This is a genomic window from Klenkia brasiliensis, assembly GCF_900100695.1.
Taxonomy (GTDB): Bacteria; Actinomycetota; Actinomycetes; order Mycobacteriales; family Geodermatophilaceae; genus Klenkia; species Klenkia brasiliensis.
The window spans coordinates 1-25,838 of record NZ_FNCF01000008.1 but is presented as its reverse complement, the minus strand read 5'-3'; the positions used below and the strand labels follow the sequence as shown (position 1 = coordinate 25,838).

Below are 25,838 nucleotides of genomic sequence, written 5' to 3'. Positions count from 1 at the left end.
CGGCTACAGGGCGATGCCGAGCAGGGCGTCCACGGCGTCGCGCACCACGTCGGGGGCGCCCTCGTCCTGCTCCGCGGCGTCGCCGCCGGACAGCGTCGCGGTCGCCCAGGCGTCCAGCACGGCGATGGCCCCCGGCGAGTCCAGGTCGTCGGCCAGCCGCTCCCGGACGGCGACCAGCACCTCGGCGGCGCAGGCACCCGAGCGGCGGGTGACCGCCTCGCGCCACGTGGCCAGCCGCCGCTCGGCGTCGGCCAGCAGGTCGGGGGTCCACGCCCGGTCGGTGCGGTAGTGGCCGCTCAGCAGCGCCAGCCGGATGGCCATCGGGTCGACGCCGTCGCCGCGCAGCCGGGAGACGAACACCAGGTTGCCCCGGCTCTTGCTCATCTTCTCGCCGTCCAGGCCGATCATCGCGGCGTGCACGTAGGCCCGGGCGAACGGCTTGGTGCCGGTGAGCGCCTCGGCGTGCACCGCGGAGAACTCGTGGTGCGGGAAGACCAGGTCGCTGCCGCCACCCTGCACGTCGAAGCCCATGCCGATGGTGCCCAGCGCGATGGAGGCGCACTCGACGTGCCAGCCGGGCCGGCCGGCGACGCCCTGCGGGCCGGGCCAGGACGGCTCGCCCTCACGGGCGCCGCGCCACAGCAGCGGGTCCAGCCGGTTGCGCTTGCCGGGCCGGTCGGGGTCGCCGCCCCGCTCGGCGGAGAACCGCAGCATGGTGGGCTCGTCGTAGCCGCTCTCCCCGCCGAAGCCGGGTGCCTGCGCGATGTCGTGGTAGACGTCGCCGGTGCCGTCGTCGAGGGTGTAGGCCAGGCCCGCAGACTGCAGCTCCTCGACGTGGGCGACGATCTGCGGGATGGCCTCGACGGCGCCCACGTAGTCCTCGGGCGGGAGCACCCGCAGCGCCGTCATGTCCTCCCGGAACAGCGCGGTCTCGCGCATGCCGAGCACGATCCAGTCCTCGCCGTCGCGGTTCGCCCGCTCGAACAGCGGGTCGTCGACGTCGGTGACGTTCTGCACGTAGTGCACCGCGTGGCCCAGGTCGCGCCAGAGCCGGTTGACCAGGTCGAAGGCCAGGTAGGTGGCGGCGTGGCCGAGGTGGGTGGCGTCGTAGGGCGTGATGCCGCAGACGTACATCCTCGCCGTGGGACCCGGCTCGGTCTGCACGACCTCGCGGCGCGCGGTGTCGTGCAACCGCAGGGCGGGGCCGTTCCCGGGCAGGGAGGGCAGGAGGGGGGCGGGCCAGCTCAGCACGCCCCGAGCCTACGGCGGGGGTCCGACGGCGGGGACCGGAAGGGCAGGCCTAGAACGGCGGCCAGGGCAGGGCGGGCCAGTCGCCGCTGGGCTCGGGGTGCCGGCCGGTGCGCAGCAGGTCCGCGACCCGCTGCTGGGTGCGCCGGACCTCGGTGCGGGTCAGGTGCTCGTGCAGCTGCTCCCCCAGGTCGTCGCGCAGCTGGTCCTGCAGCCGCTCCAGCACCTCCACCGCCTCGGTGGTCAGCGGCGTGCCGGCCCAGCGCCACAGCAGGGTGCGCAGCTTGGGGTCGGGCGAGAAGCAGATGCCGTGGTCGACGCCGTACACGTGGCCGTCGGCCATCGGGATCATGTGGCCGCCCTTGCGGTCGGCGTTGTTGACCACCGCGTCGAACACCGCCATCCGGCGCAGCGCCGGGTGGTCGCGCCGGACGAAGGTGGTCATCTCGACCGTGGGGTCGGCGTGCTGCCAGAGCTGCACCATGCCGGGGCCGAAGGGACCGTCGCGCAGCACGGTGGGCGGCACGACCCGCCAGCCGGTGGCCTCCGAGACGAGGTAGGCGCTGATCTCGCGGCCGGCGAGGGTGCCGTCCGGGAAGTCCCACAGCGGCCGCTCGCCGCGGACGGGCTTGTAGACGCACTCCCCCGCCAGCTCCGGGGTGCGGATCGCCCCGATCAGGGTGACGTTGGAGGCGTCGAGCAGCCGGCCCTCCAGGTCGAGCTCGCCGTCCAGCAGCAGGGTGCGGGCCTCGGCGTCGCCCGCCGGGGAACGCCGGTCGCCGTGGTCGAAGGCCAGCCCCTCCACCTCGCGGGTCTCCTCGCCGTCCTCGTCCTCGTGCTCGTCGTCGTCCTCGGCCAGGTCGTCCAGCTCGCCGTCGAGGTAGGCGTCCACCAGCTCGTCCCCCGTCCGCGGCTCGGGTCCGGTCAGCGCCGGTACCCGTTCTGCCGCGGGCAGACGTGCCCCGTGGGGTCCAGCGGCATCGAGCACAGCGGGCACGAGGGCCGGCCGGCCGAGACCACCCGGCGGGCGCGGGCGACGAACCCGCGGGCCGCGGCCGGGGTGATGACCACCCGCAGCGCGTCGGGGCCCTCGTCGGAGTCGGACAGGATGGCGTCCTCGTCGATGGGCTCCTCGCCCGCGGCCACGGCCTCCACGACGACGGCCTGGGCCTCGCCGTCCCAGGCCAGGCCCATGGCCGCCACGCGGAACTCCTCGTCCACGGGGGCGGTGAGGGGGTCGAGGTCGTCGACGTCGGCGTCCGGGGGGACGACGGTGGAGGCGCGGGTGGCGATCTCGTCGAGCAGCTCGCTCATCCGCTCGGCGAGCACCTCGACCTGCGACTTCTCCAGCGCGACGCTGATCACCCGCCCGGCCTCGTCGGAGGCCTGCAGGTAGAAGGTGCGGTCCCCGGGCTGGCCGACGGTGCCCGCGACGAAGCGGACGGGGCGTTCGAAGAGGTAGACCTGGCGTGGCACGGCGACGAGGTTACGCGCCGGACGGGCCCGCGCCCCCGCCCACGACGGCGTCGGAGGAGGCCTTGCGGGTGCGGCGGCCGCGCTTCTTCGGCGGGATCAGCCCGCTCACGTCACCGCCGGTGTCGTTGACCCGCAGCACGAACGGCCGGGTGTCGGTGTAGTTCACCACCGAGATGGAAGCGGGGTCGGCGACGATGCGCTGGAAGGAGTCCAGGTGCATGCCGTACGCGTCGGCCAGGACCGCCTTGATGACGTCGCCGTGCGTGCAGGCCAGCCACACGGCGTCCGGCCCGAGCGTCGCGTTCCACTCCCGGACGGCGGCCACGGCGCGGGCCTGCGTGTGCGCCAGCGGCTCGCCCTCGGGGCCGGGGAAGACCGCGGCGGAGGGGTGCTGCTGCACCACCTTCCACATCGGCTCCTTGAGCAGCTCCTTGATCGGCCGGCCGGTCCAGTCGCCGTAGCGGCACTCCCCCAGCCGGTCGTCGGTCTGCAGCTCCAGCTCCCGGCCGGCGACGACCGCCCCGGCGGTCTGCTGGCAGCGCTCCAGCGGGCTGGACACCACCGCGGCCAGCGGGACGCCGGCCAGCCGGGCGCCGACCGCGGCCACCTGCTCCTGCCCCTTCTCGTCCAGGCGGACGCCGGGGCTCCACCCGGCCAGCACCCCGGCGGCGTTCGCCGTCGTCCGGCCGTGGCGGAGCAGGATGACTGTGGTCACCCCTGGAGGTTAGGGCGTGAGCAGCCCGGCGCCGACGGCGGCGAGCAGCGCCAGGCCCAGCACCACCCGGTAGACCACGAACGGGGTGAAGGTGCCGCGCTCCAGGTAGCGCAGCAGCCAGGCGATGACCGCCAGCCCCACGCCGAAGGCGATGACGGTGGCCACGATGGTCGGGCCCCACTCGATGCCCGACCCCAGGGACTCGTAGGCCTGGAAGAACCCCGAGCCCAGGACGGCGGGGATGGCCAGCAGGAACGAGTAGCGGGCGGCCGCGGCGCGGGAGTAGCCGAGGAACAGGCCCATCGTGATCGTGCCGCCCGACCGGGACACCCCGGGGACGAGCGCGGCGGCCTGCGCGAGGCCGTAGAGGATGCCGTGCTTCACGGTCAGGTCGGTGAGCTGGCGCTGCTTCGAGCCGATCCGGTCGGCGAAGTAGAGCACCAGGGAGAACACGACCAGCGCGATGGCGATGATCCGCAGGTCGCGGAAGGTGGTCTCGATGGCGTCCTGGAACAGCAGGCCGAGGACGACGATCGGCACCGACCCGATGATGATCAGCCAGCCCATGCGGGCGTCGGGCTCGCTGCGCAGCTCCTTGTCCCGCAGCGACAGCACCCAGGTGCGGATGATCGACCAGATGTCGTGCCGGAAGTACAGGAGCACGGCCAGCTCGGTGCCGATCTGGGTGATCGCGGTGAACGCCGCACCCGGGTCGTCCCAGCCGAACACCGAGCCGACCACCCGTAGGTGCGCACTGGAGGAGATCGGCAGGAACTCGGTGAGGCCCTGCACGAGCCCGAGGACGACGGCTTCAACCCAACCCACGGGGCGGCAGCCTACGGTCCGGACCTCCGGGGTCCCGGTAGGTTGACCCCTCGTGGAACAGCGGGCGTTGGGGCGCAGCGGCCTGGTGGTCTCCCGGTTGGCGCTGGGCACGATGACCTGGGGCCGCGACACCGACGAGGACGAGGCCGCGATGCAGCTGACCGCCTTCGTCGACGCCGGCGGCACGCTGGTCGACACCGCCGACGTCTACGCCGACGGCGAGTCGGAGCGGACGCTGGGCCGGCTGCTGGCCGACGTCGTCCCCCGGGACGACGTGCTGGTGGCGACCAAGGCCGTCGGCCGGACGCGCACCGGCGCCATGGGCCGCGGCGCGTCGCGGGGCCACCTCCTCTCGGCGCTGGACGCCTCCCTGGAACGGCTCGGCCTGGACCACGTCGACCTGTGGCAGCTGCACTCCTGGGACGAGCACACCCCGGTCGAGGAGACCCTGGCGGCGCTGGACACCGCGGTCAGCAGCGGCCGCACCCGCTACGTCGGGGTGAGCAACTTCACCGGCTGGCAGACCGCGCAGGCCGCCACCTGGCAGCGCGCGTGGCCCGGCCGGGCCCCGATCGTGAGCAGCCAGGTCGAGTACTCCCTGCTGCAGCGCGGCGTCGAGCGCGAGGTCGTCCCGGCCGCCGAGGCGCTGGAGATCGGCCTGCTGCCCTGGTCCCCCCTCGGCCGGGGGCTGCTGACCGGCAAGTACCGGCACAGCACGCCCAGCGACAGCCGCGGCGCGTCGGCCCAGTGGTCGCCGTTCGTCGACGGCCTGCGCTCGAAGGACACCGACCGGGTGGTCGAGGCGGTCTGCACGGCCGCGCAGGGCCTGCACACCGTGCCGCTGGCCGTGGCGCTGGCCTGGCTGCGCGACCGGCCCGGCGTCGTCGCCCCCGTCGTCGGTGCCCGGACGGCGGCCCAGCTGCAGGTCAGCCTCGACGCCGAGGACGTGACCCTGCCCGCGGCGATCCGCTTCGCGCTGGACGAGGTGTCCGCGCCGCACACCTCGTACCCCGACCGCCGCCCCGGATGACCGCACCCGACCCCGTCTTCGCCGCCTTCACCGCCGCCGGCCTCTGGCCCGGCCTGGGCAAGCGCGCCGCCGCCGAGCTGCCCGGCGCCGGCATCGTGCGCCCGGAGCAGGTGACCGCCGACAACCTGGTCAAGCTGCCCCGGGTCGGCCGCCAGCGCGCCGAGCGGCTGTTCTCCTCCTTCCTGTCGGCGGCACCGGCCTACGAGGTCGTCGAGATGCTGGTGGCCGCCGGCCTGCAGGCCAAGCTCGCCGCCGGCGTGGGCGACGTCCTCGGGCCCGACGCCGGCCGCCGGCTGCGGGACGACCCCTGGCGGCTGCTGCTGATGAACCAGGTGACCCTCGCCGACGCCGACCGGCTGGCCATCGCGGTGCTCAACGGCGCCGACCGGCAGGACAGCCGCCGCGGCCGGGCGCTGGTCGCGCTCACCCTGCGCACCGCCAGCCGCGACGGCCACACCGTGCTGCCGGTGGACCAGGTGGTCACCGCGCTGCGCGCCGAGGGCGTGGAGGACGTCGCCGCCGCGGTGCTGGCCGCCGTCGACTCCGGGGACGTGCTGGAGCACGAACCGCCGTTCGACCCGGAGTCCGAGGAGGAGCCGGACCCGGCGCTGCGCACGCTCAGCCTGGCCCGCTACGGCATGGCCGAGGACGCCGTCGCCGAGGGCATCGCCCGCCTGGCCGCCACCGCGGAGCCGCTGGCGCCGGCCGGCGCGGCGAAGAGCGTCGCCCAGGGCCTGGACCCGGCGCAGAAGCAGGCCGTCGTCCAGGTGCTCTCGGCCGGGGTCTCGCTGCTCACCGGCGGCCCGGGCACCGGCAAGAGCCGCACGGTCGCCAGCGTGGTCAAGCTGCTGCAGAGCAAGGACGTCGAGGTCGCGCTCGCCGCCCCGACCGGCCGCGCGGCCAAGCGGCTGGAGGAGCTGACCGACCACCCGGCGACCACCGTGCACCGGCTGCTGGGCGCGCAGGGCATGACCGGCGGCTTCTCCCGCAACGAGGAGTGGCCGCTGGACGCCGAGGTGGTGGTGGTCGACGAGGCGTCGATGCTGGACGTCGAGCTCACCGCGGCGCTGCTGGAGGCCTGCCCCGAGGGCACCCACCTGCTGCTGGTCGGCGACCCCGCGCAGCTGCCCTCGATCGGGCCGGGCCACGTGCTGGGCGACCTCATCGACTCCGGTGTGGTCCCGGTGACCGAGCTGACCACGCTGCACCGGCAGGCCGCCGGCGGCGCGATCGCCACGCTGGCCACCGGCGTGCGGGGCGGCGAGCTGGTGCAGGTGGAGTCCAGGGACCGCGAGGTGGTCATCGTGCCGGCGCAGGGCAGCGGCGAGGCCGCCCGCCGCGTGGTGCAGCTGGTCACCGACTCGATCCCGCGGGTGCTGGGCATCGACCCGGCCGCCGTCCAGGTGGTCACCCCGGTGCACCGCGGCCCGGCGGGGACGATCGAGCTGAACAAGGCGCTCAAGGCCGAGCTGAACCCGGGCGACGGCACGGTGTGGGGCTTCGACGTCGGCGACCGCGTGGTGGCCACCGCCAACCACCTGGACCTCGAGCCCATCGGGTTCGCCAACGGCGAGGTCGGCGTGGTCACCGGCACCGGCGACGGCACGCTGTCGGTCGACTTCAGCTCCGGGCCGTGCACCGTGCCCACCTCGGCGCTGTCGGACCTCAAGCACGGCTGGGCGATCACCGTGCACCGCGCGCAGGGCTCGGAGTGGCCCGGCGTCGTGGTGGTGCTGCCCCCTGAGGCGGGCGGGATGCTGTCGCGGCCGCTGGTCTACACCGCGCTCACCCGCGCGCAGCGGCACCTGTCGATCGTGCACGCCAGCGGCGCCGCCCTGGCACGGGCCGTGCGGGAGGTCGACGTCAAGCCGAGGCGGACGAGGTTGGCGTCGCTGCTTCGGGAGCACCTCGAGGCCTAGTCCGCCCCGGACGCCGCGCTCCGGCGACCGTCGATCGACGCTGGCTGCTCATTCCAGCGGCGAAGTGGTCGGTGACCGTCGATCGACGGTCCTGGGCGGGCGTGGGAGCGGCGGGCGACGCGGAAAAGGGGGTGCGGGGCCGCCGAGGCTGCGGCAGCATCGGGTCCGTGCGCTGACGACCTCGCCCCGTCCCCTCCCCCGGCGACACCCCCGCGAGGTCCACCCGTGCCCATCACGCTGCACGCGCTGTCCTTCTCCTGGCCCGACGGCACCCCGGTGCTCGACGGCGTCACCGCGACCGTCGGCCCCGGCCGCACCGGCCTGGTCGCGCCGAACGGCGGCGGCAAGACGACCCTGCTGCGGCTGGTCGCCGGCGAGCTGTCCCCCACCGGCGGCTCGGTGGCCGTCGACGGCGTCCTCGGCTGGCTGCGGCAGGACCTGCCGCTGACCGCCTCGGGCACGGTGGCCGACGCGCTCGGCGTGGCCCCGGTGCTGGCCGCGGTCCGGGCGGTCGAGTCCGGCGACGCCGACCCGGCGCACTTCGAGGTCATCGGCGAGGACTGGGACGTCGAGGAGCGCGCCGCCGCGCAGCTGGACCGGCTGGGCCTGGGCGGGGTGGGCCTGGACCGGGAGCTCGGCACGCTCAGCGGCGGCCAGGTGGTCGCCGTCGGGCTGGCCGGCCAGCTGCTGCGCCGTCCCGACGTCCTGCTGCTCGACGAGCCGACCAACAACCTGGACCGGACCGAGCGCGACCGGCTGGTCGGCGTCGTCGACTCCTTCGCCGGCACGCTGCTGGTGGTCAGCCACGACCGGGAGCTGCTGGACCGGATGGACCGCACGGCCGAGCTGACCCGGGGCTCGCTGCGCACCGTCGCCGGCGGGTTCACCGCGTGGGAGACCGTCGTCACCGCCGAGCAGGCCGCGGCCGAGCGCGACGTCCGCGGGGCCGAGCAGGCGCTGCGCCGGGAGAGGCGGGAGCGCCAGGAGGCCCGGGAGCGGGCCGAGCGGCGCGGCGCGTCCGCGGCCCGCCGGGCACCGGACGCCGGCATCCCGACGATCCTGCTGGGTGCGCGGGAGCGGCGGGCCGAGGAGTCGGCGGGCCGGGCGGACGGCACGCACGGCGCCCGGGTGGACGAGGCGCACGCCCGGCTGCGGAGCGCCGAGGCCGCGCTGCGCGACGACGCCTCGATCGCCCTGGAGCTGCCCGGCACCCGGGTCCCGGCCGGGCGGACGGTGGTGGACGCGGTCGGGGTCGACGTCCGCGGCCTGTTCCCCGGTGGGTTCGACCTGGCGCTGCGCGGCCCGGAGCGGGTGGCCCTGACCGGCGGGAACGGCTCGGGCAAGACCAGCGTGCTGCGGGTGCTGGCCGGCGCCCTCGCCCCCGACCGCGGCACGGTGACCCGGGCCGGGGGGCGGGTGGCCTACCTGTCCCAGCGGCTGGACCTGCTCGACCCGGGGACGACGGTGGCCGACGCGCTGGCGGCCGCTGCGCCGGACCGGCCGGAGGCGGAGCGGCTGACCCTGCTGGCCCGGTTCCTGTTCCGCGGCGCACGGGCACACCTGCCGGTCGGGGCGTTGTCCGGTGGCGAGCGGCTGCGCGCGGTGCTGGCCTGCGTGCTGTTCGCCGAGCCCGCGCCGCAGCTCCTGTTGCTCGACGAGCCGACGAACAACCTGGACCTGGCCGGCACCGGCCACCTCGTCGACGCGCTCGGGGCCTACGAGGGCGCGCTGGTGGTGGTCAGCCACGACGAGCGGTTCCTCGCCGAGCTGCGGCTGGACCGCCGGGTGGCGCTCAGCCCTGCCGGCAGCAGCGGCGCGCCGCGCACATGAGCCGGTGCACCGCCGGGCCGAGGTCGGCCTCGGTGGTCACGGGGACGTCGAAGGGCACCCGGACGTCGCGGTGGCCGCGGGTGGACTCGATGCGCAGCCGGAAGCCGGCCCGGTCCAGGCCCAGCGGCCGGACGACGTCGCCCTCGGCCAGCCAGTCCCCCGGGATGCGGGAGCGCAGCAGGTCCAGCTCGGCGGGGTGGTCGGCGTCCAGGTGCTGCAGCGCGTTCGCCTCCACGGCCACCAGCGGGTCGGGGCCGGCGGCGGCGTAGGCGTCCGGGTCGACCTCGACGGTGTCGCCGTTCTCGCCGAGCACCACCTCGGCGAGGTCCAGCCGCAGCAGCGTCGCCGTCGTCCCCACGTCCAGCAGCGCGCCGGCCGGCACCGCGTCGGCGAAGGCGAGCGTGACCGCCCGCTCGTCCTCGGCACGGACGGGGGTGAGCCAGCCCGACAGCCACAGCTGCGCGCGCACCGGGTCGCGCAGCGGCACCGGGGCGTGGTCGGTGACCATCAGCAGCGCGGGGAGGTCGCCCTCGGGCGCGGCGCCGACCGCCGCGGCGAGCTCGCCGTCGGCGGGGACGACGAGGAACACCTGGCCGGCGCCGGTGGTGGCGTGCGCGAGCACCCGGGTGCCCGAGACGCCGGCGGCGCACACCGCGGCGGACGGGCGGCAGGCCACGGTGCGGGCGCGCTCGGCGGCGGTGGGACGGACGGCGGGCGTGGTGGACGTCATCGCGGCTCTGCCTCTCGGTGTGGGTAAGGTGAGCCTAACCGAACCAGGAGGCACCGTGAACACCCCTCGTCCGAAGGTCCGTCTCTCCCGCGCGCTGGGCATCCCGCTCACGCCGAAGTGCGTGGCGTACTTCGAGCGCCGGCCCTACCCGCCGGGCGAGCACGGCCGCAAGCGGAAGAACACCAGCGACTACAAGACGCGGCTGCTGGAGAAGCAGCGGCTGCGCGCCCAGTACGACGTCAGCGAGACGCAGCTGCGGCTGGCCTTCGACCGGGCCAAGAAGATCGGGCGCACCACCGGCGCCAAGACCGGCGAGGCGCTGCTGCTGGACCTGGAGTCGCGGCTGGACGCCACCGTGCTGCGTGCCGGGTTCGCCCGCACGATCTACCAGGCCCGCCAGGTGGTCACCCACCAGCACGTCACCGTCAACGGCCGCCGCGTCGACCGGCCCAGCTACCGGGTCGAGCCCGGCGACGTCGTGGCCATCGCCGAGCGCAGCCGCAGCAAGCAGCCCTTCCAGGTCGCGGCCTCGGGCGCCCACGCGCAGGCGCCGGGGTACCTCGACGTCCGGCTGGCCGAGCTGACCTGCTTCGTCGCCCGCCGCCCCCAGCGCACCGAGATCCCGGTGCAGTGCGAGGAGCAGCTGGTCGTGGAGCACTACTCCCGCTGAGCCCCGCAAGCCTTCCCGTTCGCGATCATGGGGTCGTCGCCCGCGGACACGCCGCGCACCGGCATGTCGGCGGCACCGACCCGATGATCACGGTGCGTCAGTGGCCGGCGGGTCGGAGTTGCGGCGGATCGCACGCCTCGTGTTGCCCGCCATCCACACGGCCGGGGCCAGCCACACCAGGGTGAACCAGTTGACGTCGCCCCACCGGCCGTCCACGACCGCGAAGACGACCATGGCCGCGACGGCCGTGCCCCAGATGACGACGGCCACGACCACCCAGGTGCTGCGGCCCTCCAGGAACGGTCGCGGCAGACCGGCCTGGACCAGGTCGACGACGGCGGCGCGCTCGGCGGGGTCCTCCAGTCGCCTGCCCCACAGGACGGCGTCCTCCACCCGGGCCATCGCGGCCGCCCCGAGCTCGTGTCGACGCATCGTGTCGCCGAATGGGTCCCGCTCCTTGCCGGGCCGCAGCCGGGACCAGAAGGTGCGACGGCTCCACCAGACAGCGGCCAGCGGCATGCCGAGGAGCAGCACCACGACGGCCCCGATCGCCCAGCCCATGAGCGGGATGATCGCTCGTCCGGCCGTCCGGCTCCTGTTGATCATGCAGTTCGGCAACCGGGACACGCCGAGCCCCGGCGTGTCCCCGTGCGCCAACTCCATGATCAACATCGAGACGGCGTGCAGGTGACACCTGGCTGACACCGCCCGGACAGGTTCCGCCGCGAGCCTGGCGGGATGCGCATCGTGCTCGTGGCGAACCTGCACCACCCCACCTCCGGCGGGCTGCGGACGGCGGTCGACCGGCTGGCGGCGGGCTACGCCCAGCGCGGGCACGCCGTCGCCGTCGTCGTCCCCGGCCCCCGGACGGACGGCGACCCCGGTGCGCTGGCCGACGGCGCCGTCACCCGGCTGACGCTGGCCGCCCCGCGGGTGCCGGGCACCGGCGGCTACCGGCTGATGGACCCCTGGCGGGTGCGCCGGCTGCTCGACCAGCTCGCCCCCGACCGCATCGAGGTGTCCGACCGGACGACGCTGCGCGGGCTGGGGCGGTGGGCCGCCGAGCGCGGGGTGCCCACCCTGGTGCTGGCGCACGAGCGGCTGGACCGGCTGCTCACCCAGTTCCTGCTGCCCCCCGCCGCGGCGCGGAAGGTCGCCGACCTGGCCAACCGGCGCACGGCACGCGGCCACGACCTGGTGGTGTGCAGCACCGACTTCGCCGCCGAGGAGTTCGCCCGGCTGGGCACCGCGGTGGCCCAGGTGCCGCTGGGTGTCGACCTGCGCACCTTCGCCCCCGACCGGTTCGACGCCCGGCTGCGCGCGGAGCTGCTCGACCGCTCCGACGTCCTGCTGGTGCACTGCGGCCGGCTGTCGCAGGAGAAGCACCCTCATCGGTCGGTGGACGCGCTGGCCGAGCTCCGGCGGCGGGGGGTCCGCGCCACGCTGGTGGTGGTGGGCGACGGCCCGCTGGCCCCGCGGCTGCGCGCCGCCGCGGCGGGCATGCCGGTGCGCTGGCTCGGTCACGTCGCCGACCGCGGCGAGCTCGCCACCCTGCTGGCCAGCGCCGACGTGGCGCTGGCCCCCGGCCCGCACGAGACGTTCGGCCTGGCGGGGCTGGAGGCGCTGGCCTGCGGCACCCCGGTGGTCGCCTCCGCGAGCTCGGCGCTGCGCGAGCTGGTCGCCGGCGGCCGGCACGGGGCCGCGGTCGCCGACGACGCCGCGTCCTTCGCCGACGGGGTGCAGCAGGTGCTGGCCCTGCCGGTCGAGCTGCGGCGGCAGGTGGCGCGGGCTCGGGCGGCGGACTTCCCGTGGTCGGCCGCGGTCGACCGGATGCTCGACCTGCTCCCCGCGGCCTGACGCTGCGGGCGGCGGGTGGAACCCGCACGGTGGTCGGGTGCGACGAACCGCTGCCGCCCTGCTCCCCCTCGCCCTGGTCCTCGCCGCCTGCTCGTCCGGCGGCGGTGGCGCCCCCGCCGACGAGCCGAGGAAGGCCGCTGAACCCGCCGACTCCCCCGAGCTCACCACCCAGCCGGCCGGCACCGTGGTCGACCTGGACCCCGACGCGGAGGGGATGGTCTTCGACCCGGTGACCGGGCTGCTCGCCGTCGCCGTCCGGGACCCCAACCGGCTGGTGCTCACCGACGCCGACGGGGTGACCCAACAGGAGGTCATGCTGCCCGGGCACGCCCGGCACCTGCAGCTGGCCGCCCCCGGCGGGCCGGTGCTGGTGCCCGCCGAGGACTCGAACACCCTGGTCCAGGTCGCGCTCCCCGGCGGCGAGGTCACCGAGACGGTGGTCGGGGACTACCCGCACGACGCCGCGCAGGTCGCCAGCGGCCAGATCCTGGTCGGCGACGAGATGGGCGGGACGCTGTCGGTGGTCACCGACGGCGAGGTCACCCAGACCTTCGACAGCCAGACCCAGCCCGGCGGCGTCGCCACGGTCGGCGACGTCGCGGGCGTGGTCGACGTCGGCGCCTTCACCATCACCACCTACGACGTCGCCGCCGGCGAGCTGCAGACGGTGCTCGACGCCGGCGACGGCCCCACCCACGTGGTGGCCGACGGCCGCGGCCGCTTCCTGGTCGCCGACACCCGGGGCGACGCGATGCTGGTCTACGGGTCCGACCCGCTGGAGCTCGAGTCGACCTACCCGCTGGAGGGCAACCCCTACGGGCTGGCCTACGACAGCACCGACCAGGTCGTCTGGGTGACGCTGACCGCCACCAACGAGGTCGTCGGCCTGTCCACCGCGGGCGACGCGCTCACCGAGGTGGCCCGGTTCCCGACCGTCCGCCAGCCCAACACGGTCGCGGTCGACCCCGCGACCGGCCGGGTGTTCGTGGGCAGCCGGGAGACCGGGGAGCTCCAGCTCGTCGACGCCCGGGGCTAGCGGCGGTCGTCGTCCTCGTCGTGGGGGACGGCGAGGGTCTGCTCGGTGAAGTCGGCCAGGTCCACCTCGGTGCCCGGGGTGGGCTCGGGCCCGACCTCGTCGGTGACGGCGACCTGCTGCTCCAACCGGTCGGCCTCGGGTACGGGTTCGCTCACGGGGTCCTCCTCCGTCGACGGTGCGGACCCTGCTGTCCTGTCCCGGGGAGACCCGGACGACACGTCCAGCAGGTGACCGGCCGGCCAACGGCTGGCACCATCGGACGGGTGTCGATCACGAGTGAGTGGGAGTACGCCCCGCTGCGCATCCCGTCCGGCACCGGACGGTCGGCCGCGGCGCAGATGATGGCGCTGCAGAGCGACGTCGGCGGCTGGGAGCTCGACCGGCTGCAGCTGTTCGCCGACGGCACCCGCCGGGTGATGATGCGCCGCCGGGCACGCCTGAGCTACCTGCCGCGCCCGGCGGTCTGACCTACGGGACCAGCACGACCTTGCCGACGGTGCCGCGGTCGCCGAGGGCGACCAGCGCGGTCTGCGCCTGGTCCAGGGGCAGGGTCTGCCCGATGACGGGGTCGATCTTCCCCTCCGCGAACAGCGCGCACAGCGCGTCGTGCACCTCGGCGATGCGACCCGGGTCCTTGGCGCGGTACAGGCCCCAGTGCAGGCCCAGCACCGAGTAGTTCTTGACCAGCAGGTGGTTGGCCTTGGCGGCGGGGATGCGGCCGGAGGTGAACCCGACGACGACGATCCGGCCCTCGAAGGCGATGCACTTGGTGGACCCGTCGAACACGTCGCCGCCGACCGGGTCGTAGACGACGTCGGCGCCGTGGCCGCCGGTGATCTCCTTGACCCGGGCGACGAAGTCCTCGCTGGAGTAGTCGATCACGTGGTCGGCACCGAGGTCGCGGCACACCTGGGTCTTGGCCGCGCCCCCCGCGGTGGCGATCACCCGGGCGCCGGCGGCCTTGCCCAGCTGGATGGCCGCCGTCCCGACGCCGCCGGCACCGGCGTGCACGAGCAGCCACTCGCCGGGCTGCAGGGCGGCGCGACGGTGCAGGCCGACGTAGCCGGTCTGGTAGGTGATGTAGAGCGCCGCGGCCTGCTCGTCGGACATGCCGTCGGGCACCGGCCAGGCGAACGCCTCGTCCACCAGCGCGTACTCGGCCAGCGCGCCGGGCCCGCCGGACGGCGAGCCGAGGACCCGGCGGCCGTCGGGGAGCTCCCCGCACAGCTCGAGGCCGGGGGTGAACGGCAGCGGGGGCTTCTCCTGGTAGGTGCCCTGCGCCATGAGGATGTCGGGGAAGTTCAGCGCGGCGGCCCGCACCTTGACCTTGAGCTGGCCGGGGCCCGGTTCGGGCTCGGGCACCTCGTCCAGGGTCATGACGTCGACCGGGTCACCGAGGGAGTGCACTCGCCATGCGCGCATGGCCGCGACCCTGCCAGACCCGATCAGAGCGGGCCCTGCAGGGCCCCGGGGATGCGCGCGGACTCCCCCGACGCGGTCCTCGCCGCGGGCACGCCCTTGAACCGGTAGGGCACCGCGCCCACGCCCGGCTGGACCACGTAGGCCGCTCCCGGGTCGGCGCCGGCCCAGGCGGCCTGCATCGCGGCGGCGACCTCGTCGGCGGTGAGCACCGGGAAGTCCGCGGCGGCGAAGTGGTCACGCAGCGGGTCGATGATCGCGGTGTCGGCGAACCCCGGGCAGATCGCCGAGATGGTGATGCCCTCGGGGTGCAGCACCGGCGCGACCGACCGGACGAAGGCCACGGCGCCGGCCTTGGCCACCGAGTAGGCCTGGTCGGTCGGCATGGGCGACAGGCCGGCCAGCGAGGCGGTGACGACGATCGACCCGCCGCCGGCCCGCCGCAGCGCCGGCCGGACGGCGTCGGTGCCGAACACCACGCCGTGCAGGTCGATGCCCACCACGCGCAGGTACTCCTCGACGTCCAGGGCGTCGGTGGTGCCCGACCCGGCGATGCCGGCGTTGAGGAACGCGGCGTCCAGCCGGCCGTGCTCGGCCTCGACCGCGGCGACGACGGCGACGTTGGCCGCGTGGTCGGCGACGTCGAGGACGGCGAAGCCCACGCCCAGCTCCTCGGCGACGCCGCGGTTGCGCTCGCCGTCCAGGTCGGCGAGCACCACGCTGACGTCGGCGTCCCGCAGCCGGGTCGCCAGCGCGCGGCCGAAGCCGCCGGCCCCGCCGGTGATCAGCGCGACGGATCCGGGCCGGGGAGTCTGGTCGTCCATGCCCGGCATCGTGGCACGGGCGTGGTGCGGGTCACCCGATCGGGTGGGTGCCCTGTGCGCGGTCGCCGGGCGGGCCGATGGGAGCACGTGACCAGTCCGGGTGCCCTGCTGCGCAGTGCAGCGTTCGCGTCGCTGTTCGCCGTCGCCGCCGTCGTCGGACGGCTGACCGTCGTCGACGGCACGGCGGTCAACCTGGTGTGGCCCGCCGCCGGGGTCGGCGCGCTGTGGCTGCTGCTGCAGCACGGGCGCCGCACCGCGTGGCTGGACTGCCTGCTGCTGGTCGGGGTGGTCGTCGCCGTGGACCTCGCGACCGGCACCGGACCGGTGGTGGCGGTGGGCCTGGCCGGGGTCAACCTGGGCCAGGCCCTCCTGGTGGGGTGGCTGTACCGGCGGCTGGGCACCCCCGGCCGGCCGGGCCCGCTGCTGCTGGACATGCGCGACCTGACCGCGCTGCTGCTGGCCGCCGGGTTCGCCAGCACGGCCGGCGCGGTCGCCGGTACCGCCGTGCTGCACCTGGCCGGCGGCGGTGGCTCACCGCTGGGCCTGCTGGTCTGGCAGGCCCGCAACGGCGCCGCCGTGCTCGTGGTCGTGGCCCTCGGGCTGCGCGTCCGCCAGCTGCTGCTCCAGCGCCGCGGGGTCACCCACCCGCAGCTGCTGCCCTTCTCCCCGCCCCGGGGCTGGCGGGTGCTCGAGCTCGGCCTGGCCGTCGCGGCCTCGGTGCTGGGCAACGTGGCCGTGTTCCTGTGGATGCCGGGGTACCCGATCGCCTTCCCGCTGTTCGCGCTCACCGCGTGGGTCGCGCTGCGCTTCGACACCGGCCTCACCGCGCTGCGGACCACCGTGGTCAGCCTGGTCGCCGTCCTGTTCACCCTGCACGGGCACGGCCCGTTCGCCGCCGTCGACGACGTGCTGGCCCGGGCCGGCATCGTGCAGGCCTACGTGGCCATCGGTGCCGCGCTGGGTCTGGCGCTGGCGGTCAACCGGGACGAGCGGCTGGTCCTGGTGCGGCGGCTGCGCGAGGCGGCCGCCCACTCCGAGGAGCGGCACCGGCAGGTCCGGGTGCTGGCCGAGGCCACCCGCGCCGTGCTGCTGGCCGACGACCCCCGCCAGGTGGTGTGCGCCGCGGTGCGGGAGGCCGTCGGCGCGGACGGCGTCTACCTGCTCGAGCCCGACGGCGAGGGACGGCTGGTGTCCACCGCGGTGGCCGGCCTCGACGTCCCCCCGCTGTCCTTCCGGCTCGACGAGCCCGCCACCGTGACCGCCCGGGTGTTCCTCAAGGGCGTGCCGCACTACGCCACCGACGTCGGCGAGGAGCCCGGGGTGTCGACCGCGCTGGTCGAGCACCTGGGCCTGGTGTCGGCGGCCTGGCAGCCGGCGCTGCTGGCCGACGACCGGGCGGTCGCCCTCATCGGCGTGCTCTGGCGGACCCGCGTCGAGGAGTTCTGCGACACCACCCGCAGCGTGCTCACCGTGCTGGGGGGCGAGGCCGCCCGCGCGATCGAGCGGGGGAACCTGCTCGAGCAGCTGGCCCGCGCCGCCGACCGCGACCAGCTCACCGGCCTGGCCAACCGCCGCCGGTGGGACGAGCTGTCGACCGTGGAGGTGTCCCGCGCGCAGCGCAACCGGCTGCCGCTGACCTTCCTGCTGCTGGACCTCGACCACTTCAAGGTCTTCAACGACACCCGCGGCCACCAGGCCGGCGACGTGCTGCTGCAGGAGTTCGCCCGCGCCGCGGCGGGGTGCCTGCGCGACGGGGACCTGATCGCCCGCTGGGGCGGCGAGGAGTTCGCCGTGGCCCTGCCCGACTGCTCCGACGCGGAGGCCCGCGAGGTCGCCGAGCGGATCATCGCCGCGGTGCCCGGCGGGCAGACCGCGACGGTGGGGGTGGCGCAGTGGGTCCGCGGGGAGACCGTCGCCGACACCCTCGCCCGGGCCGACGCCGCGCTGTACGAGGGCAAGCACGCGGGCCGGGCACGGGCGGTGCTGGCCGGTCAGCCGCTGCCGGTCTGACCGCCCCGCGCGGCGGCCACGAACGCCGCCGTCGCCGCCTCGTCGTCCAGCACGGTGAACCGCAGGGTGCTGCCGTCCACCCAGGCCGACAGCTCCCGCCGCTGCCCGGTCAGCCGCCGCACCGACCGGACGTCGACGCCCCGGACCCGGGTCAGGTCGACCCCGGCCAGGGTGGGCTGCCCGATCAGCTGCGCGTGCGCCAGCCACAGCCGGCCGCCGGCGATGCCGAGGGCCTGCGCGCTGCCCGGCGCGGGAACCCGGCCCTGGGTCACCCGCAGCACGGTGACCGGGGCGAACCCGTCCTGGGTGAGCTGCCCGACCAGGAAGGCGACCAGCGCGTCCATCAGCTGGCCTTGAGGAACCTGTCCAGGACGCGGATGCCGAACTGCAGGCTCTCGACCGGCACGCGCTCGTCGATGCCGTGGAACAGGCCGGCGAAGTCCAGGTCGGCGGGCAGCCGCAGCGGGGAGAACCCGAAGCAGCGCATGCCGAGCGTCTCGAAGCTCTTGGCGTCGGTGCCGCCGCTCATGGTGAACGGGACCGGCCGGGCGCCGTCGTCCTCGGCCTTGAGCGCGGCGACCATCTGCTCGACCAGCGGGCCGTCGAAGGTGGTCTCCACGGCCTGGTCGTGGTGGATGTACTCCCGCGTCACGCCCTCGCCGAGCAGCTCGTCGATCTGGGCCTCGAAGGCCTCCTCCTGGCCGTAGAGGAAGCGGCCGTCGATGGTCGCCGACGCGGTGCCGGGGATGACGTTGGTCTTGTAGCCGGCGTCGAGCATCGTGGGGTTGACCGTGTTGCGCAGGGCCGCGCCGATCATCCGGCTGATCGAGCCCAGCCGGGACAGGGCCTCGTCGGGGTGGTCGACGTCGATCTCGATGCCGTAGGCGTCCGAGACCTCCTCGATGAACTGCTTCATCGGCGGGGTGAGCACGGTGGGCAGCCGGGTGGAGCCGATCCGGGCGACGGCGGCCGAGAGCCGGGTGACGGCGTTGTCGTCGTGCACGAAGGAGCCGTGCCCGGGTCGGCCCGCGGCGGTGAGCCGCATCCAGGCCAGACCCTTCTCGGCGGTCTGGATGAGGTAGAGCCGCAGGTCGTCGCGGACGGTGAGGCTGAAGCCGCCGACCTCGCTGATGGCCTCGGAGACGTTCTCGAACAGGTCGGCGTGGTGGTCGACCATGTAGTGGGCGCCGTAGGTGCCGCCGGCCTCCTCGTCGGCGACGAAGGCGAGGACGACGTCGCGCGGCGGCTTGGTGCCGGTGCGCGCCCAGTCGCGGACCAGCGCGAGGGTCATCGCGTCCATGTCCTTCATGTCCACCGCACCGCGGCCCCAGACGTAGCCGTCGCGCTGCTCGCCGGAGAACGGGTCGACGGTCCACTCGCGCTTGTCGGCGGGGACGACGTCGAGGTGGCCGTGGATCAGCAGGCCCGGGCGGTCGCGGTCCTCACCGGGGATGCGGGCGACCAGGGAGGCCCGGCCCTTCTCCGACTCGTGGATGACCGACTCGATGCCGACCTCGTCGAGCTTGCCGGCCACCCACTCGGCGGCCTTGCGCTCCCCCGCGCTGGTGGTCGTGTCGCCGGTGTTGGTCGTGTCGATGCGGATGAGCTCGCTGAGCAGGTCCGCGACCTCGGCCTGGGCGTGGGCGAGCGGGGCGGGTGCGGTCGTCTCGGCCATGCGCCCGATCCTCCCACCGGCAGGGCATCCCGGCCGACCCGCACCGGTTCCCCGCCCGGCTGCGGCTCGCCGGGCCCGAGGGGGTGCCCGGACGGCGACAGGGGTCCCGTATGCTTCTCGACGGCCGCGCCGCAGTGCGCCGGCCCACCTGTCCGGGTGGCGGAATGGCAGACGCGCTAGCTTGAGGTGCTAGTGCCCTTTATCGGGCGTGGGGGTTCAAGTCCCCCCTCGGACACCACATCGCCCCGGAGTTCCTGCAGGTCAGGAGCCCGGGGCGCTTTGTCGATCAAGCTCTGACGGGCTCGTGATACTAAACTGATACTAAAGGGGTCCTGGCTCGTCCTCGGGAGACTCGTCGAGCAGCGAGGCGAAGCGATCTGCTGCCTGCTTGCCCATCCCCGGGTGGACGTGCTGGTAGACCGTCAACGTGATCGTCGCGTTGGCGTGGCCGAGGCGCTCGGAGACCACCTTGACCGGTTCACCGGCGGCCAGCAGCAGGGTCGCGTGGGTGTGCCGCAGGTCGTGCAGGCGAATGGTCGGCACCTGCTCCTCCCCCACTGCCTTCTGTGCGCGCCTCACCTGTCCGAGGAAGCGTCGGGAGAACCGCTCGGGGTGTCGGTGGTCGCCATCCAGGGAACCGAGCACGAGCGCTGTGGAGCGAACGAGGTCCGCGCTCAAGGCACCGCGGGCTGCTCGGTAGGCGCGGAGCGCGGCGACAGTCCCTGCGTCGAGGTCCACGACTCGTGACTGCCCGGTCTTCGTGGTCCCCTCCACGAGCTTCTCGCCCTCCCCCTTGCGCTTGACGACACCGACGCTCCGACGGACCGCGAGCCGACCGGCATCGAGGTCGACGTCGCGCCACCGGAGAGCCAGTGCCTCCCCGCGTCGCATCCCGGTGTAGGCCAGCAAGCGCCAGGCCAGGGCCATGTCCGGGTCGCGGCCTTCGGCCCAGCGGAGGAATCGCGAGAGCTCGCCCGCGGTCCACGCCTGCATCTCCGGGGGTCGCGCTTGGGAGTTGGTCGGCGGGGAGCACCGATCGGTGGGGTTGACCGCCAGATGCCCGTGCTTCACAGCGTCGCCCAGCGCTGACCGCAGGATCGTGAACACGTACTTCACAGTGCGGGCCGATAGACCGCCCTTGCCGTCAGCTCGCCCGGTCGCCTCCAGCTTGCGCATCCAGACGTCGATGGACAGCGCAGTGAGACGGTCGAGCGGCGTTCGGCCGAGGTGCCGGTCGATGTGCAACCGCACGTTCTTCCTGTAGCTGGAGATCGTCGACGGCGCCAGACGTTGTCCGTCCAGCCACTCCGACAGGTAGTCGGTCAGCGTCTGCTTGGACGGCTGCACCCACTCGCCCCTGTCGACCTTGTTGATCTCCGACCGCAGGGCCGCGCCGGCCTCGCGTCGCGTGCGGAAGCCTCGCTTCAGAACGGCCTTCGATGATCCGTCCGGGCCGTCCACATAGAACTTGATCAGGAACCTCGGGCCCGCCTTCGTGCGGTACTCGCTGATCGCTCCTTCGCCCCGCTGACGCTTCTTGGGGGTGCCCATGGTGTTGCTCCTTCGCCTGCGCACGGCACTCTCGGGCCGGCATTCCCGGCGCGAGAGGACCGGGTCCCTCCCGGTGGCGCTCGTCCATCCAGGCGACCACCGCCCGCAGCGGCCGACGGCTGCAGCGGAGAGATCTGTGCAGGGATCAGGGCCATGTGGACAGGCGTTTGACACACGACCGGTCAGCGGGGTCCTCCCCGCGGCGCCGCTCCGGCCTTGTCACACCCCGAACATCAGGAGCACCTGCTCGGGCAAGACCGCTGAGCAGGGAGGCAGAAAGTGGACTTCGACGAGCTCCGAGCAAGTGGCGCTGCGGTGGTGTCGATCGCGGATGCTGCACGGCTTCTCGGGGTGGACGTGCGCACCGTGTCTCGAGCGATGCAGAACGGCGACCTCCCCGCTCTCCGCGTCGGACGCAGGTTGCTGATCCCGCGACTGCCGTTCCTGGCGACGCTCGGCGTCCCCATCGACGACCCGGTCACAACAGCCAGTACTACGGCACCCCATGTTCGCTCTGGATTGCGGAGCGCCTGAGCCGCAGACCTCTTATCCCCCCAGCGTGACGCGGGGTGTACGCCAGCATCCGCCCCTGACCGGTTTCCGGAGGTCAGCAGCAAATGGCGACCCTGGACGTTCGTCACCGTCCGACGTCGTCCAGCCCGCGTTGCTGTATTGGTTGCTGTACCTCGGTCAGCTGGCGTCCGGCATCTGGACCTCGCTTCGCGCCTCAAATTCCGGCTGCACTGGCTCGCCCTGCGCGACTGAAGACCCGCCCGGTGACGAGGTCGAGATCCAGGAGCCCGTCGGCTTCGGCCGCGACGAGGACGCGCAGCGTGAACCTCCTGCGTCGCAGCGCGTGCACCGTGGTGACGGGCCGTTCCGACAGGAACGCGCGAAGCTCTGCCCGCTCCTCCCGACCGTCCCGTCGCCCGCTGGTCGGTGACCTCGGCTGCTTCGTCCCCGAGGCACCGACGTCGTGAACCGGGCAGTAGCCATGGCGTCGGCAGGGCACGACATCGCCTGGCGCAGGGACGAGGGAACGGGCCTCGTACTCGAGGACGACCCCGCACGTCAGCCTCGCCGCCGGCACCGGTGCACAACCCTCCTGGGAAGCAGCGCGGGACGCCGCAGACATGGTTCGACCTCGAAGGGGCTATGGCCCGGCGTGCTGACGACCATCAGGACGGAGCTCTCTCGACGTGCGCGCGCACCAGACGCCCGCCGTCGCTGGTCCACCCCGCTGAGCGGGCGTAGCTGATCATGGCGTCGAATGCCTCCCCCCACCCCGGGGCTTGACCGGCGCCACTGCGCCGTCGCAGCTCGGCGACGACTACCCAAGCGTGCGCGTGGTTCATCCCGGCGATCAACTCGTCGGAGCTGCCGGCGGTGGCGTCCTCCGATGCTGGCCGAGCCAGCACCACCTTCAGCTGTGTGAGGACGTCGGCCTCCTCGATCCGGGCGCCACCGTCAGCTGCCCATCGCATGATCACGACGCTCGCCCCTCCGAACGGGTCTCGATGTGCACAGTTGCCGCAGGCTCCGGCTGCAGCGGTGCATGGGTCCCGAACAGCCGTCCGTGGTAGGTCAACGGAGCACCGTCGACGGTGTCGGCATCGATCACCGTTCCCAGCGCGATGATGTGATCGCCGCCCGCCACCAGCTCCGCTACCTCGCAGGCGAGCCACCCGGGCGCTCCGGGCAGACGGGGAAGGCCCTGGTCAGCGATCCACGCCACGTCCACGAACTTGTCCGTGCCCTTCCGGGCGAAGGACAGGGCCAGCGCGGACTGGGCTGATCCGAGCACGTTGACACCGAAGCGTCGAGTCCGGCGGATGAGGTCTAGGAGGTCCGAACCGCTGTCGAGGGACACCAGGACCATGGGTGGAGACATCGAGAGCGACGCGAACGCACTGACCGTCGTCCCGTGGGGTAGGTCCCCGTCGAGTGCGGTGACGACGGAGACGGGTGTCGCGACGCCGGCCATGACGCTTCGGAACCGTTCTGTGAGTCGAGGCTCACCGTGGTGGGTCATCGGGCGCATCCTCCTGCGGGTTCGGTCTGCAGTGATCGCGGCGGGAGTGCGTAGACGGCTTCGAGGCGTGTCCGCGCGGCGGCCGGGAGCTCGCTGGTTCCTGCTTCCCAGCGGCTCAGGGTCTGCGGCGAGACGCCGATGAGGCGCGAGGCCGCGGCCGTCGACAGGCCGCGGTGCAGCCTGGCTGCGCGTAGGGCCGCCGGCATGGTCGACCTCGTCCACGGACGTGCCGGGTACCGGGGCAGGCGGAGCCCTGCGGCCGTGAACACGTGGGCGACGGGCCGGCGGTAGATGCGGGCGGCGAGCACGGCCACGGCCACCGGTAGAGGCCGGTGCCCGCCCTCGTAGCGGGACAGGCACCCCACGCTGACGCCCAGCAGTGCGGCGGCCTCGCGCTGCGTCATGCCCGTCTTGCGCCGCATGGACGCCAGGGCGGACTCAGGGCGGAGCGGCGTCGTGGCCGGGCGGCCGGCCTCGCACAACAGGTGCGTCACGGACACCCCCAGGACCGCCGCGAGGTCTTCAACACGACGCCGGGGTACCCGGCAGGCACCCTGCTCCCAGCGGTTGACCGTCGCTCCGCTCACCCCCAGCGCATCGGCGCAGCCTCGCTGGGTCAAGCCGGCGCCAGTGCGCAAAGTGCGCAACCCCGGGAGGACATGACCATCCCAGCGCCCACCCGGAATCGGCACCAATAGTTGGTTCAGTTCGGTCGGCGTGATCCGGAGCGCCGCCGCCAGGGCTGGTCGGATGCGCGGTGAGGGGAGCCGCGCCCCGTTCTCCCAGCGGGAGACGGTGGCCGGGACGACACCGACCTTGCGCGCCACCTGGGTGTGGCTGAGCCCTAGTCGAAGCCTGGCGCGGCACAGCTCCGACGCACCGCGGCCACCGGACGTTCGCGAGGTACGCACCCTGTCGGGCCCGACAGAGGCACGGAGTTCGTCCTCTCCCATCCCGAGCGCCCGACGGAGCGTGGGGAACGAGAGCGGCTGCGGCCGCACTCCCGACTCCCAACCGCGCAACGTGGTGGGTGCGACACCGAGCCGTCGTGACCCCGCCAGGACGGTGAGACCTAGGTGCTCCCGCCAACTGCGCAGGGCCTCGGCGAGATCGGGGACGGGTGGCGTGGGCTGGACCAAGGAGAGCTGCCGGACGGGTCGTTCTGTGGCCGACGCAGGGGGGATGACGGCCGCCGTCATGGCGACACCCGCTCCAGACCGGCCTCGGCCAAGTAGGCGATGTCGGCGGTGAGGTCGCCGAAGTCCTGCCCGGCCATGGCCCCGGCCGCGACGCGGTTGGCGATCCCTGCGGCGATCATGGCGAACTTGAAGTGCGCGAAGGCCTCGTACCAGCGGAGTTCGCCGACGTCCGTGCCGGTGATGGCCGCGTAGCGGCTGACGAGCTCGGCCCGGGTGTGGAAGCCAGGTAGGTGCGTGACATCCGGGGTCAGGCCCAGCGGCCGGTCGCCCGGTTCCCGCCAGTAGAGGAGGAGGAGGGCGAGGTCGGTCAGCGGGTCCCCCAGCGTGGACATCTCCCAGTCCAGGACCGCCGCACCGGTGCCGTCGTCAGCGAGGACGACGTTGTCCAGCCGGTAGTCACCGTGGAGTAGCGCCGCCTCTCCCCCGGCCGGCACCCGCTTTCCGAGCTCGAGAGCCAGCCTGTGCAGCGTGACCGGATGGGCACTGCCGTCGCCCAGCTGCCCCGACCAACGACGGAGCTGCCTGGTCAAGAACCCTTCGGGTCTGCCGTGACCGGCCAGACCGACCTTGGCGAATGGCACCCGGTGGATCGCCGCCAGGGTGTCGATCAGCGTGGTCCCGACCCGACGCCGCGTGTCCGGCCCGTCCAGAACCACCGGGAGCCTGTCACGGACGACATGGCCGCGCACATCACCCATCACGTAGCACGGCACACCGATCAGGTCGCCGTCGTCGGCGATGAGGATGTCCGGCACCGGCACAGCCGTCTCGGCGAGTGCCACCTGCACCCGTGTCTCCCTCGACATGTCATGAGCAGTGGCGACGAGCGCTCCAGTTGGCGGTCTGCGGAGGACGACGGATCCCGCCGAGCTGGTGAGCCGAAAGGTCAAGTTGGACTTGCCACCGGTGATGAGCTGGGCGTTGAACGTCGTCCACGCCGGATCGCCGAGGGCGTCGGCCAACGCCGGCCCCAGACGATCCGGTGCCAGCAGGTCGCGGATTCCGGTGTTCATGCCGACCACGGTCGATCACGCACCAGTTCCTCCTTGGCGACCGAGCGGATGTGCACGGCGTCGGGGCCGTCGACGATCCGCAGCGTGCGGGCGTGCGCCCAGAATTCGGCCAGCGGGGTGTCGTCGCTGACCCCGGCGCCGCCGTGCGCCTGGATGGCCCGGTCGATGACGTCGAGGCACACCTTCGGCGCGGCGACCTTGATCGCGGCGATCTCGGTGCGCGCGCCCTTGGCGCCGTACTTGTCGATCAGGTCGGCGGTCTTGAGCACCAGCAGCCGGGCCTGGTCGATCTCGATGCGGGACAGCGCGATCTGCTCGCGCACGGTGCCCTGCTCGGCCAGCGGCCGGCCGAAGGCGACCCGGTCCTGGGTGCGCCGCACCATGAGCGCCAGCGCGCGCTCGGCCATGCCGATCGCGCGCATGCAGTGGTGGATGCGGCCGGGGCCGAGCCGGGCCTGGGCGATCATGAACCCGTCGCCCTCGCCGGCCAGCATGTTGCGCGCCGGCACCCGGACGTCGGTGAACCGCAGCTCGGAGTGCCCGTGCTGGTCCTGGTAGCCGAAGACCGGCAGGTGCCGGACGATCTCCAGGCCGGGGGTGTCGCGGGGGACCAGGATCATCGACTGCTGCCGGTGCGGCGGGCCGTCGGGGTCGGTCTTGCCCATGACGATGAAGACCTGGCAGCGCTCGTCGGCCGAGCCGGTGATCCACCACTTGCGGCCGTTGATGACGTAGTCGTCGCCGTCGCGCACGATCGAGGTGGAGATGTTGCGGGCGTC

General features: G+C 74.1%; 26 protein-coding genes and 1 tRNA gene. 10 read left to right on the top strand and 17 right to left on the bottom strand.

The window, feature by feature from the left end; translation table 11 throughout:
• Positions 1–3 precede the first annotated feature (3 nt).
• From mshC to BLT39_RS19875, 5 genes are read right to left on the bottom strand one after another with little or no spacing between them, the layout of a single operon-like run.
• Positions 4–1,251: a cysteine--1-D-myo-inosityl 2-amino-2-deoxy-alpha-D-glucopyranoside ligase gene (gene mshC / locus BLT39_RS19895; RefSeq protein WP_091068253.1), complete on the bottom strand. Its 1,248-nt coding sequence runs from the start codon at positions 1,249–1,251 to the stop codon at positions 4–6.
• A 49-nt stretch (positions 1,252–1,300) separates the two neighbouring features.
• Positions 1,301–2,140 (bottom strand): SCO1664 family protein, encoded by an 840-nt coding sequence (locus BLT39_RS19890; RefSeq protein ID WP_242658568.1) that lies wholly within the window; start codon positions 2,138–2,140, stop codon positions 1,301–1,303.
• 32 nt (positions 2,141–2,172) lie between these two features.
• A complete protein-coding gene (locus BLT39_RS19885; RefSeq protein WP_091068249.1) occupies positions 2,173–2,724 on the bottom strand; it encodes a DUF3090 family protein in 552 nt (183 codons plus the stop codon).
• Positions 2,725–2,734: 10 nt separating this feature from the next.
• Positions 2,735–3,439 carry a histidine phosphatase family protein gene (locus BLT39_RS19880; protein WP_091068245.1) on the bottom strand — a complete coding sequence of 235 codons (705 nt, stop codon included), beginning with the start codon at positions 3,437–3,439 and terminating at the stop codon, positions 2,735–2,737.
• 9 nt (positions 3,440–3,448) lie between these two features.
• Complete coding sequence (locus BLT39_RS19875) at positions 3,449–4,264, bottom strand: undecaprenyl-diphosphate phosphatase (protein ID WP_091068241.1); 816 nt, start codon at positions 4,262–4,264, stop codon at positions 3,449–3,451.
• Positions 4,265–4,316: 52 nt separating this feature from the next.
• On the opposite strand from BLT39_RS19875, the gene BLT39_RS19870 reads away from it, so the two are divergent.
• From BLT39_RS19870 to BLT39_RS19860, 3 genes are all read left to right on the top strand, one after another.
• Positions 4,317–5,294 carry an aldo/keto reductase gene (locus tag BLT39_RS19870; RefSeq protein WP_091068237.1) on the top strand — a complete coding sequence of 326 codons (978 nt, stop codon included), beginning with the start codon at positions 4,317–4,319 and terminating at the stop codon, positions 5,292–5,294.
• Complete coding sequence (locus tag BLT39_RS19865; protein WP_091068233.1) at positions 5,291–7,213, top strand: AAA family ATPase; 1,923 nt, start codon at positions 5,291–5,293, stop codon at positions 7,211–7,213. The genes BLT39_RS19870 and BLT39_RS19865 overlap by 4 nt, the downstream gene beginning before the upstream one ends.
• A 225-nt stretch (positions 7,214–7,438) precedes the next feature.
• Positions 7,439–9,043: an ABC-F family ATP-binding cassette domain-containing protein gene (locus BLT39_RS19860; protein ID WP_091068230.1), complete on the top strand. Its 1,605-nt coding sequence runs from the start codon at positions 7,439–7,441 to the stop codon at positions 9,041–9,043.
• Here the strand turns inward: BLT39_RS19860 and BLT39_RS19855 are convergent.
• Entirely contained in the window at positions 9,006–9,773 is a 768-nt protein-coding gene (locus BLT39_RS19855) for a DUF2470 domain-containing protein (protein ID WP_091068228.1), read from the bottom strand. The genes BLT39_RS19860 and BLT39_RS19855 overlap by 38 nt on opposite strands.
• Before the next feature lie 55 nt (positions 9,774–9,828).
• Here BLT39_RS19855 and rpsD point away from each other — a divergent pair, with 55 nt between their 5' ends.
• Positions 9,829–10,443: a 30S ribosomal protein S4 gene (gene rpsD, locus BLT39_RS19850; protein WP_091068225.1), complete on the top strand. Its 615-nt coding sequence runs from the start codon at positions 9,829–9,831 to the stop codon at positions 10,441–10,443.
• Between the two features lie 87 nt (positions 10,444–10,530).
• On the opposite strand, the gene BLT39_RS19845 is transcribed toward rpsD, so the two are convergent.
• Positions 10,531–11,106, bottom strand: coding sequence for a hypothetical protein (locus BLT39_RS19845; protein WP_131801525.1), 576 nt, complete (start codon positions 11,104–11,106; stop codon positions 10,531–10,533).
• A gap of 75 nt (positions 11,107–11,181) precedes the next feature.
• Here BLT39_RS19845 and BLT39_RS19840 point away from each other — a divergent pair, with 75 nt between their 5' ends.
• Positions 11,182–12,300: a glycosyltransferase gene (locus tag BLT39_RS19840; RefSeq protein ID WP_091068220.1), complete on the top strand. Its 1,119-nt coding sequence runs from the start codon at positions 11,182–11,184 to the stop codon at positions 12,298–12,300.
• 37 nt (positions 12,301–12,337) lie between these two features.
• Complete coding sequence (locus tag BLT39_RS19835; protein WP_207508210.1) at positions 12,338–13,336, top strand: YncE family protein; 999 nt, start codon at positions 12,338–12,340, stop codon at positions 13,334–13,336.
• On the opposite strand, the gene BLT39_RS22610 is transcribed toward BLT39_RS19835, so the two are convergent.
• Complete coding sequence (locus tag BLT39_RS22610) at positions 13,333–13,491, bottom strand: hypothetical protein (protein ID WP_165640345.1); 159 nt, start codon at positions 13,489–13,491, stop codon at positions 13,333–13,335. The two genes, BLT39_RS19835 and BLT39_RS22610, sit on opposite strands and share 4 nt — an antisense overlap.
• Positions 13,492–13,599: 108 nt before the next feature.
• Here BLT39_RS22610 and BLT39_RS19830 point away from each other — a divergent pair, with 108 nt between their 5' ends.
• A complete protein-coding gene (locus BLT39_RS19830) occupies positions 13,600–13,803 on the top strand; it encodes a DUF5703 family protein (RefSeq protein ID WP_091068217.1) in 204 nt (67 codons plus the stop codon).
• Position 13,804: 1 nt separating this feature from the next.
• On the opposite strand, the gene BLT39_RS19825 is transcribed toward BLT39_RS19830, so the two are convergent.
• Positions 13,805–14,758, bottom strand: coding sequence for an NADPH:quinone oxidoreductase family protein (locus BLT39_RS19825; RefSeq protein ID WP_091068214.1), 954 nt, complete (start codon positions 14,756–14,758; stop codon positions 13,805–13,807).
• A gap of 23 nt (positions 14,759–14,781) precedes the next feature.
• Positions 14,782–15,579 carry an SDR family oxidoreductase gene (locus BLT39_RS19820; protein ID WP_091068211.1) on the bottom strand — a complete coding sequence of 266 codons (798 nt, stop codon included), beginning with the start codon at positions 15,577–15,579 and terminating at the stop codon, positions 14,782–14,784.
• An 87-nt stretch (positions 15,580–15,666) separates the two neighbouring features.
• Between BLT39_RS19820 and BLT39_RS19815 the strand changes: the two genes are divergently transcribed.
• Positions 15,667–17,589: a bifunctional diguanylate cyclase/phosphodiesterase gene (locus BLT39_RS19815; RefSeq protein WP_091068209.1), complete on the top strand. Its 1,923-nt coding sequence runs from the start codon at positions 15,667–15,669 to the stop codon at positions 17,587–17,589.
• Here the strand turns inward: BLT39_RS19815 and BLT39_RS19810 are convergent.
• Both BLT39_RS19810 and BLT39_RS19805 read right to left on the bottom strand, forming a co-directional pair.
• Positions 17,571–17,933 (bottom strand): hypothetical protein, encoded by a 363-nt coding sequence (locus tag BLT39_RS19810; protein WP_091068206.1) that lies wholly within the window; start codon positions 17,931–17,933, stop codon positions 17,571–17,573. The two genes, BLT39_RS19815 and BLT39_RS19810, sit on opposite strands and share 19 nt — an antisense overlap.
• Complete coding sequence (locus BLT39_RS19805) at positions 17,933–19,264, bottom strand: M20/M25/M40 family metallo-hydrolase (protein WP_091068204.1); 1,332 nt, start codon at positions 19,262–19,264, stop codon at positions 17,933–17,935. Before BLT39_RS19805 ends, BLT39_RS19810 begins: the two co-directional genes overlap by 1 nt.
• A gap of 150 nt (positions 19,265–19,414) precedes the next feature.
• Here BLT39_RS19805 and BLT39_RS19800 point away from each other — a divergent pair.
• Positions 19,415–19,502 (top strand) — tRNA-Leu (locus BLT39_RS19800).
• Between the two features lie 83 nt (positions 19,503–19,585).
• Here BLT39_RS19800 and BLT39_RS19795 read toward each other — a convergent pair.
• Complete coding sequence (locus tag BLT39_RS19795) at positions 19,586–20,815, bottom strand: tyrosine-type recombinase/integrase (protein ID WP_109502198.1); 1,230 nt, start codon at positions 20,813–20,815, stop codon at positions 19,586–19,588.
• Positions 20,816–21,094: 279 nt separating this feature from the next.
• On the opposite strand from BLT39_RS19795, the gene BLT39_RS19790 reads away from it, so the two are divergent.
• Positions 21,095–21,349, top strand: a complete 255-nt coding sequence (locus BLT39_RS19790; protein ID WP_091068201.1) for a helix-turn-helix domain-containing protein — start codon at positions 21,095–21,097, stop codon at positions 21,347–21,349.
• A 952-nt stretch (positions 21,350–22,301) separates the two neighbouring features.
• Here BLT39_RS19790 and BLT39_RS19775 read toward each other — a convergent pair.
• From BLT39_RS19775 to BLT39_RS19760, 4 genes are all read right to left on the bottom strand, one after another.
• Positions 22,302–22,847 (bottom strand): flavin reductase family protein, encoded by a 546-nt coding sequence (locus BLT39_RS19775; RefSeq protein WP_091068191.1) that lies wholly within the window; start codon positions 22,845–22,847, stop codon positions 22,302–22,304.
• Positions 22,844–24,046, bottom strand: a complete 1,203-nt coding sequence (locus tag BLT39_RS19770; RefSeq protein WP_091068189.1) for a helix-turn-helix domain-containing protein — start codon at positions 24,044–24,046, stop codon at positions 22,844–22,846. The genes BLT39_RS19775 and BLT39_RS19770 overlap by 4 nt, the downstream gene beginning before the upstream one ends.
• On the bottom strand, positions 24,043–25,059 hold the full coding sequence (locus tag BLT39_RS19765) for a phosphotransferase family protein (RefSeq protein ID WP_091068524.1): 1,017 nt from the start codon (positions 25,057–25,059) through the stop codon (positions 24,043–24,045). Before BLT39_RS19765 ends, BLT39_RS19770 begins: the two co-directional genes overlap by 4 nt.
• Positions 25,056–25,838 (bottom strand): acyl-CoA dehydrogenase family protein (locus BLT39_RS19760; protein WP_207508209.1); only part of this gene is annotated, 783 nt, incomplete at its 5' end. The genes BLT39_RS19760 and BLT39_RS19765, both read right to left, overlap by 4 nt.